This window comes from Nicoliella lavandulae (genome assembly GCF_037546185.1).
In the GTDB taxonomy this organism is placed as follows: domain Bacteria; phylum Bacillota; class Bacilli; order Lactobacillales; family Lactobacillaceae; genus Nicoliella; species Nicoliella lavandulae.
Genome location: NZ_JAWMWH010000001.1, coordinates 208,244 through 217,524 on the forward strand (window position 1 = coordinate 208,244; position 9,281 = coordinate 217,524).

10 protein-coding genes are annotated in these 9,281 nt (G+C 39.9%); 3 read left to right on the top strand and 7 right to left on the bottom strand.

The window, feature by feature from the left end:
* Window positions 1-102 precede the first annotated feature (102 nt).
* Complete coding sequence (locus tag R4146_RS01035; protein ID WP_339959613.1) at window positions 103-306, top strand: cold-shock protein; 204 nt, start codon at window positions 103-105, stop codon at window positions 304-306.
* 130 nt (window positions 307-436) lie between these two features.
* Here the strand turns inward: R4146_RS01035 and R4146_RS01040 are convergent, their stop codons facing one another.
* On the bottom strand, window positions 437-958 hold the full coding sequence (locus R4146_RS01040; protein WP_339959614.1) for a TetR/AcrR family transcriptional regulator: 522 nt from the start codon (window positions 956-958) through the stop codon (window positions 437-439).
* 156 nt (window positions 959-1,114) lie between these two features.
* On the opposite strand from R4146_RS01040, the gene R4146_RS01045 reads away from it, so the two are divergent.
* Entirely contained in the window at window positions 1,115-1,327 is a 213-nt protein-coding gene (locus R4146_RS01045) for a P8 family protein (protein WP_339959615.1), read from the top strand.
* Between the two features lie 93 nt (window positions 1,328-1,420).
* On the opposite strand, the gene R4146_RS01050 is transcribed toward R4146_RS01045, so the two are convergent.
* Window positions 1,421-1,726 (bottom strand): DUF7671 family protein, encoded by a 306-nt coding sequence (locus tag R4146_RS01050; RefSeq protein ID WP_339959616.1) that lies wholly within the window; start codon window positions 1,724-1,726, stop codon window positions 1,421-1,423.
* 111 nt (window positions 1,727-1,837) lie between these two features.
* Here R4146_RS01050 and R4146_RS01055 point away from each other — a divergent pair, with 111 nt between their 5' ends.
* Window positions 1,838-2,485, top strand: a complete 648-nt coding sequence (locus R4146_RS01055) for a DUF6198 family protein (RefSeq protein ID WP_339959617.1) — start codon at window positions 1,838-1,840, stop codon at window positions 2,483-2,485.
* Window positions 2,486-2,517: 32 nt separating this feature from the next.
* Here R4146_RS01055 and R4146_RS01060 read toward each other — a convergent pair whose 3' ends face one another.
* The 5 genes from R4146_RS01060 to R4146_RS01080 form a co-directional block, all read right to left on the bottom strand.
* On the bottom strand, window positions 2,518-4,233 hold the full coding sequence (locus tag R4146_RS01060) for a glycosyltransferase family protein (protein ID WP_339959618.1): 1,716 nt from the start codon (window positions 4,231-4,233) through the stop codon (window positions 2,518-2,520).
* A 111-nt stretch (window positions 4,234-4,344) separates the two neighbouring features.
* Window positions 4,345-5,325 (bottom strand): DMT family transporter, encoded by a 981-nt coding sequence (locus R4146_RS01065; protein ID WP_339959619.1) that lies wholly within the window; start codon window positions 5,323-5,325, stop codon window positions 4,345-4,347.
* Between the two features lie 194 nt (window positions 5,326-5,519).
* Complete coding sequence (locus R4146_RS01070) at window positions 5,520-6,515, bottom strand: DMT family transporter (protein WP_339959620.1); 996 nt, start codon at window positions 6,513-6,515, stop codon at window positions 5,520-5,522.
* Between the two features lie 78 nt (window positions 6,516-6,593).
* Window positions 6,594-7,982 carry an APC family permease gene (locus tag R4146_RS01075; RefSeq protein ID WP_339959621.1) on the bottom strand — a complete coding sequence of 463 codons (1,389 nt, stop codon included), beginning with the start codon at window positions 7,980-7,982 and terminating at the stop codon, window positions 6,594-6,596.
* 267 nt (window positions 7,983-8,249) lie between these two features.
* Entirely contained in the window at window positions 8,250-9,173 is a 924-nt protein-coding gene (locus tag R4146_RS01080; RefSeq protein ID WP_339960624.1) for a DMT family transporter, read from the bottom strand.
* Window positions 9,174-9,281: the final 108 nt, after the last annotated feature.

Here is a 9,281-nt window from a genome sequence, read left to right on the forward strand (position 1 = left end):
TACGTAGTTTCGAGTTTTTAAGGTACTTGTTTTGCATAAAACTTCCTTATCAGATTCAAGCTTAATGATACATAAATTTTTTCACAATGGAGGTTCTATATTATGGAACAAGGTACTGTAAAATGGTTTAACGCTGACAAGGGATACGGATTTATTACTACTGACAATGGTGACGTTTTTGTTCACTACTCAGCAATCAACAAAGATGGCTTCAAGACTTTAGACGAAGGCGAAAAAGTTACTCTTGATGTTGAAGATGGCGACCGTGGCCCACAAGCTGCTAACGTTACTCCAATCGAAGGCTAATCCCTTCTAAATCATCGCTATGAACTTAACCATAGCTTTAAAAAACCTAGCTGTTCGCAGCTAGGTTTTTTTGTTGCATCATTTTCTTTTAAAAGCCCCCGCTCATTTGTTTGAACGGGAGCTTTTTAGATTAATTTTTAAAGTGCATGTATTTAGAAGCAAAAATCACCAATGATTCAACCGGTTCTTTCATTCCATCATTGGTCCATGTAATTAAGATTTCGGTCAAGCCACCTGAAATTAATGATACTAATAATTTAGATGAATTAGCCCGGACTTCTAGGACGTGTTGATCGATTAAGCCACCAATATAATACCGTAATCGTTCTCGTAACACCATGGTCAAATCGTTTTGAATCAATAACTCCATAACGTGTTGGTCTTGTTTAATTAGGTTAAAGAAAATCGTTGCAATATTAAAAAAGGTCCGGTCATGGCTGGACGACACCTGCTGAATGAACTCAGTAAATAATCCATCAAAATGATACATCAATAATTCATTCTTATCATGAAAATTACGGTAATAAGTCATTCGCGAAATCTTAGTTTCCTGACAGATTTCCTTTACCGTAATATCCTTATAGTCCATTCGATCCATTAGCTTAATCATTCCAGCAACAATTTTACGTTTTGTTGCTAACTTATCTCTCATATCTTTAACCCACCACTTTTCTTTCTTCTGCAATATTATATTACAATCAACAAAATTTCAAATTATTGCTATTTTCGAGTCATTTTACTAAACTATTTTACATAAGTGTTGTACAATAATAATCGAGTTCTATATATTGTAAAGGAGATTTTTATTATGGCATATGAAGAAAATACTGTTTTAGATAGAAAAATGAGTGAAGTTTATGATTGGAGCGACTCAGATACACCTGTTAGAGATGCATTATGGGATCACTTTATGGAAAACAATAACCATGACACTATCAAGACATCCGATGAAATGGATAAGTATGAAGACATGTCAGATGACGATGTTAAGAAAAATGCCGAAAAGCTATTGAAGAAATAGTTGGTTCTCCAACAAGCTCAATATTCTAACTCATTAATGGGTAAATCACAATCTTAATGGTTGTGGTTTACCCTTTTTTATTGGCATTATCCATTAACCGTGTTTAGCAGTCTCAACTAACGCTGGACTCACGAATTCGGATGTAAAGCGTTGGAGCGGTGTGTATTCGTGACGGTGGTTAAAAGCAACTGGTTCGTAGTCGATCACGGCTACCTTCATGTTATTTTCCGTTAGAAAGATTTGGCCCACCTGTTTGAACTTGCCGTTCGTGTGCTTACCAGTCCGCCAATCATGCAGTTTAAAACTACCATCATCATCCCGCTTAATTTGATAATTACCAGAATTATCCGTTTCGACCGGGACGCCAATGTAGCGATTCACCTTATATTTACCCTTCATTAATATCACTCCTTTGTGCATTTCTTTCTATCATACCATTATTTGATATTGTATAATAATCAATTGTGAGGAGATGAAACTATCGATCATCAACATAACAATTCAATGCCGGTGCGCATTATCGCACTAATCGCTGGGTTGATCATTAACGCAACTGGCAATGCCTTTACCATTATTTCTGGTGAAGGCTCCGGAATTTGGACCGCATCAGCTGTCAATTTACATATGATTACCCACGTCCAAATCGGGATCTTTATCTTAGGGTTTGGGATTTTCAACATCATCGCCAATCAAATTTTGATTCGGCGCTTAGACGTGATCCGCATCATTCAGGAATTAATTTACATCTTCTGTTTTAGTTACCTGATTGACTTTATGACCGCCCTCTTTCGGCAACTGCACTTTCAAGACGCCAGCCTCCCCATTCGAATCTTAATGGCGCTGTTGGGCGTTAACCTCTTTTGTTTAGCCATTTCATTGTATCAACGGGCTAATTTGTTTATGCATCCAAATGACGACATGAGCAACATCCTTCGGTTCAAGTACTGCCATAAGAGTGCGGTGGTGGCGCAGTTTTTAGACATGGTGATTCCCATTATTATTATCATTGCCTGTACAATTTATCAGGGCAAAGTCTACGCAATCAACATTGGGACGGTTTACTCCGTGCTCGGTAACGGCATTTTAATTGCTACGGCCGATAAGTACGTGTTCCCTAAGCTTGTGCATAATTTTAACCCTCGTGATCATTTCGACTAAAAAAAGTTGGCATTCGCCAACTTTTTTTTAGGTTAATCTCGTTTTAGTTTTCGATAGATAACATAACCAATTACGGTTAGGTAGGTCACGACTTCGACTGCTACTAACGCCTTGAACCAACGACTAATGTGATAACCAATCGTTAAGGTGTTCTTGCCAGGATGTGACTTAACGATCAATGCCCCGATCTTAGACGTACGGTAGGCCTTAAAGGCATGCCCATTCCGACTGACCGTTGTGTGGCCATATTTAAAGACTGGGATGCGAATTGATTTCACATGACGGGTTGGATTAGTCCAAGTCACCTTCAAGCCATGCTTAGTAACCTTTTTATGCACGTGGTAGTGATTCTTCTTCACTGCCGTTACGGTGTAAGCATGGTAAGGATGAAATGGGAAGTACTTATCAGGCGCTAATTTAGCCTTAATTGGCAAGTAATCAGGCGTTGACTTCGTCATATACTTCAACGCTAGTTTTAAGTTATGGGACTGCAAGGAATCCCGCAATTTAGTGACACTCTTAGTGTGCACCTTTAAATTAGTGTTGTTATCAATCACTCGTTGTGCATGATAAGATTGGGTTCCTAAAATAACCGTCCCTTCTGCGTATGCGAACACACTTAAGAGGACTAATGAGGTAATCGTCCAGTGGGCCACTTTTAGCTTATGGTCAGATTCGTTGGAAATAATCATCCCCACCGTTAGGAACATCAACGCAAATGACACGACATAGAACCGCGCTGGCATTTGAATGTAATAAGCAACGCCCGGAATAAACTTAGCAATCCAATTCCATGGGAAGTAATATGATGATAACCACATAAAGAGAATGGAGTTCCCAAAAATTACTTTAATGTATAGGTCTAATTTGCGCCACTTAACGATCATATAAATGATCACCAATAAGTATAAGATACTATACATTGGTAAGAGAACGTATGAATTCGTATTAATAATGTTAAATGCATTCGTACTCATGTCTAGTTGCGGTGCCACTGGTAACAAGGTGTTCGAACTAAATAGTTCTAACATCCCACCCCAAACATTTGCGGTCAATAATAAGGTCAACCCAATGGCTTCACAAAGGTGCAATACCAAGCGCTTCCGGTTTTGACTGTAAATAAACGCAATCACGAAAAACGGCACTAACGCTAACGCACAGATGAGACTAGTCAACAAATGCATTTGAATGACCAGCGTCATTGACAGTGCTAACGGCAATACGGCAATTTTATCATTGCGCATCATCTTAGTCCCGGCCAGCATTATCAAGGGGGTAAACATCGCCCCAAGCCCTGTGAATTGAGTCCCAGACACCCATGACAACATGGGTGAGGATAATAAGTAGATTGCACTCACCACGACCGCGGGCCATTGTTTGACCCGGTTATCAATGGCGAGTTTATACATCAACCAGCCGGCAATCGATAGGTACAACCAACTCGTTAACAATTGGAATTTAAACCACGTGCCTACGATCAATAACAAAATTCCGTTAAAATAGGCAAACAACGGGCCATAGAGGGCATTGATTACCCGTCCCGTTTGTTGGTACCCAAAGAACGATTGAAAGTAGTTGTAATGGCCGGTTTTAATCTGCATTGCCGTATCATAAAACCGGTTCATATGAAAAATTGAATCAATCCCCACAATAAACGACTTCGTCATTATTTGGGGGAGAATTTCAACCAATGCTACGATGGTGATCAATAAATACGGCCACCATCGTTTCCACTTGGCGTTAATCATTTTAAATTGCTCCCTCACTATTAAATTAAGTAAAAAAGTATCCGCAACCACATTAGCGAATACTTTTATTATAGCTTAAAAGATTAGTTTTGATACTATTTCTAATGATTCTTAAATTTTATCATCGTGCCGTGAATGAAATACTTGTAAGAGACAGATTGCAACTACCACTAATACGGCACCCACAATTTCGATAAATTTGGGCCGGAGACTAAAGAAGATGATACTTAGGATAAAGGTCACGACTGGTTGAGTCGCATCCACTAAACTAATTACTTCAGAAGTCGCGAACTTAGAAGCGTGTAGTAGTGATAAGAATGGAAAGACCGTTCCAAATAATACCACCCCAGCAATTGCAATTAAGGCCACGTTAATCCCTAAAAAGCTCATATTTGGTAGCTTAGGTGCGGCCGCCCAAAATGGAGCATGGTTACGGATAATAAAGTCCGCATTGAAAATGATCCCGGCAATTAACGTTCCCCAACCTAACACTACGATTGGTGGATTATCCTTTAATACGGGCCGTGGTAACACTACGTACAATGCAGCGGTAATTCCAGAGCCAATTCCCCATAACAATGAGCTCATTGAAATCGAAAGCTTTGAAAAATCACCCTGTGTAATGGATAAGAATACCCCGACTAATGCAATCGCAAATACTAATAAATCACTTGGAATGGGGCGTTTGTGTTGAAACAACACACTCCCCAATACGATGAAGATTGGTGCTAAGTACTGTAAAATGGTCGAAGCAGCAGCATTTCCGTCTTGGACACTAATGTAGAACGTTAACAAATTAGCGCCTAATCCAAAAATCCCATATGCGATCAACCACAGGAGTGTCTTAGAGTTCTTAAACACATTAAAAATTGCGCTCCGATACATAATTGCTGCAAGCAATAGTAAAATCACCCCGGAAGAAATGGTCCGGACTGATAAAAACCAAGGTGCTGGCATTGAAAATCCCGTCTTAGGATTGGAAATCAATTGCAGGATCGTCCCCGAAACACCCCACAATGCGGACGCAAAGACCGCCCATAAGATTCCGCCCATCGTCGACTTTTCTGCCGGCTGAAGCTGTTGGTTTTCCATTAATTTCACCCCATAATATTAAAATGACTAGTAAACAATATATTTTATTCTAATTGAATTCAATCAAATGTCAATCCTTTTCAGTAGACCACTTCAATTCAGATTGGCCCTGATTACGTTACGCTACAATCTTAGAATCAACTGAACCAATTCAAAAACGCCGCGAATTAAATCTTCGCGACGTTTATCGTTAATTATTCCATTGGTGGTAAATCATCAACGTGATTCTTGTGAATCCGTTGTAATAAGTAAATCGAATAGATTACCAATGCAGCCCCAATGAATTCAACTAGGTTAAATGGTACCCCTAATGATTGAATCAAGGCGATTGGAATGAACGTACAGATCAAACTTAAAATGAACGTCATTGCTGGTTCCACCGCATCCACAATACTTAATACTTCTGAAGAAGCAAACTTCAAACTGTAAATCATTGAAGAGAATGCACCAATCGTCCCCACTAAGATCACTCCACCTAATCCAACTAATACTAATGGACTAGCCGTTACTTGCTTAGGTGCAGATAAGAAGAATGGGGCGTGATGAACGGCAATGTAGAAAATGTTGAACGGAATACTAGCAATCAAAGTTCCCCAACCTAACACCACGAATGGTGAGTTTTCCTTGGAAAGTGGTTGTGGGACTGAGTAGTAAATGGCAGCAGAAACCGCTGAACAAAGCCCCCAGAAAATTGAAACAACTGGAATTGATAGTTCGCCTAAATCACCCTTGGTCACCGCTAACACGATTCCCACTAAGGCGATAAAGAATACCAATACGTCAGACTTTAATGGTCTGTGGCCTTGGAACAAGAACTTGTATAGCACAATAAAAATGGGTGCTAAGTATTGTAACAAGGTAGCAGTTGGTGCATTTCCAGTTTGGATGGCCATGTAGAATGTCGACATGTTAACTGCCAAGCCGAACAAACTATAAATCAATAGTAATGTAATTGATTTCTTATCTTTAAAGACCTTAAAGACGTCCTTCTTTACATGGAACGCTCCAATTACTAATAGTAAAATTCCGGCAACCGTGGTTCTGGCAGAAATAAACCAGTCCACTGGAATGGCCCCATTTTTGGCAACCATTTGCATTAAAATTCCAGAAAACGCCCATAGGGTCGAGGCCATTGCGGACCAAAAAATCCCCTTGGCAACGTTTTCCTTCAATTGTTGCTTGTCTTGCATTATTACACCTCAAATAATCATAAATTAATCTCAATGTATATTTTACACAACTAAAATTAAATTTAAATGTGATTCTTACTAATTTTTATTTAGTAAGCTGTGCTTAATTCCGTAACTAAAGTAAATAACTAACCCGATTACGAACCAAATTCCAGCAATCAAGAAGGTATCTTCAGGTAATTGCGTTGCAATTGCGACACTTAAGATAGCTGACAAGATTGGTAAGAATGGGTAAAGTGGTACTTGGAATCCAGCATTTGGAATATCTTGGCGTTTCCGCAATGGAATAATTCCTAATGAGATCACGATAAAGGCGATCAACGTTCCAATGTTAACTAAACTAGCTAATTTATCTAATGATAAGAATCCACTCATAAATGCGATCACTACCGTTACAATGAACACACTCCGGCTAGGAACACTCTTGTTATTGACCTTGTGTAAGCCCTTTGGCAATAGGCCATCCCGGCCCATGGAGTAAAGCAATCTGGAGCCACCGTAAATCATGGTCAACATCATAGTGAACATCCCAGCTAATGCCCCGACCGCAATAATTCCGGCCACAGCATTTTGGTGAACTAATTGCAATGCGAATGATACTGGATCGGCAACGTTTAAGTCCTTGTAGTTAACCATTCCGGTCAATACTAATGACACTAAGATGTACAATACCGTACAAATCATTAACGTCCCTAAAATTCCAATGGGCATGTTCTTCTTGGGATTCTTAACTTCAGATGCAGCTGATGATACACAGTCAAATCCTAAGTAAGCAAAGAAGACTAGGGATGCACCATGAAACACACCCTTAACCCCGAATGGTAATAATGGGTTCCAGTTGGTAGGCTTAATAAAGAATGCCCCCACCACTAGGAATAAGATGATAATCAACACTTTAACCGCAACAATGATGTTATTTAACTTCGTGGATGATTTCGTCCCCGTAGTTAAAATAAAGGCAATCAAAATCACGATCAAGATGGCAAATACGTTAACGTACGTCCCCTTACTAGGGTCGTAAAACCCACTGATTGCTTTGGGCACGTGAATCCCAAACCCACTCAAGAAGGTTTGGAAGTACGCCGACCAACCAGCGGCCACCGCAGCCACCGATAGGGTATATTCAAGCACGAGGGCCCAACCTAACACCCAACCGATAATTTCACCAAAGACCACGTTTCCGTACGAGTATGCACTCCCGGCCACTGGTAGGGATGATGAAAATTCAGCATAACACATTGCACTTAGTGAACAAATCAAGGTCGCCACTAAGAACGAAAACATAATTCCAGGACCGGCAGTCGTGGAAGCAACCGTTCCTGGTAAAATAAAAATCCCAGCACCAATCACGGTTCCGACCCCCATCGCAACTAAGTCAAACGCCCCTAAGGAACGCTTTAAGTTACTATCTTGGTCAATGTAATTATCCAACGTTTCTTTTCTAAACATCTTAGATAATAAGTTCATAAATTTCCCTCCTTAAATCAATTAATAATCGATAGTGAATAAAAAATAGGACCATACTAGAAATTCTAGTATGGCCCTATTCACCAACTAGAAAATAATCGCGCTATTTCCTAGTGGCCGAAGAATGTATGCGTAATACCCCTCTCCCTTAACCAGCAAATAGCTTTAGCTGAAAAAGAAGAAGGCCCGATTAATATTTTTAATTAATAACATCGAAGTACACATAACATAATCTCCTATCTGATTTTTAATTAATATTATTTTAACTTATTTCTCATTGTTTTGCAATTCCTTTTTTGTACTTTTTTGACTCGGAATGGCTAAAACAAAGACGGTACTTAGGATTAACAATCCCCCAATTATCTCGGGGCCGTTAAAGCTCGTGTTCAAAAACGCAATTGAACCAATCGTTGCAGAAAGTGGTTCAAAGGTATCTAACATTCCAGCTACCGTTGGTGAAACGTACTTTAAACTACTCGTAAAGCAAATAAATGAAACCATCGTGCCAAAGAATACGATGAAGGCAACGCCCAACACTCCACCGACCGTAAACTTAGGTGGATTGACCCAAAAGGGATGCACGATGCTAAAGACGATTCCGCCAATCACCATGGCCCAGCCGACAATGACCATTACATCATATCGCTTTAATAAACTAACCGGTAACATGGTCTGTAATGCACCAGATAGTGCTAAGAGCAGCCCTAACGTTAACGCCCGGCCACTAATTGCCAGATGAAATAAGTCTCCTCGCGTTACTAACAACCAGGTCCCAATTAGGGCTAACCCAACGGCAATCGCCTCATTGCGTGATGGTAGATGGTGATAGATCAACGCCGTTAAGATCACAATAATAATGGTCCCCAGGCTCTGTAAAATCGTTGCGGTCCCCGCGTTACTGGCACTAACCGTCACTAAGTAAAAATATTGAACTGCCGCCAAACCCAATAATGCATATAAGAACAATAGTCCTAAGTCACGCTTTTGCCGCCAGATATGCGTAATTGATTGCCGCTTGATTGTTTTCGTAAATAATAAGATCAAGACGCCGGCAATCGACATTTTGATTCCCATTAGCCACTCTGGCGAATAACTGGCATCTTGAAATAGGAATTGTGAAACCGGCCCCTGAATGCCCCAACAAATCGCTCCGATGATTGCTAGGATGGCCCCGATTCCCTGTCGTTTCACTTGCAAACCAATCGCTCCTTATTTTTAAAATCATAATTATTAGTATACCACAAAAAAAAGCGAGAAATTAATCTCGCTTTTTTTGATGGTTCTAATATTTAACCATTA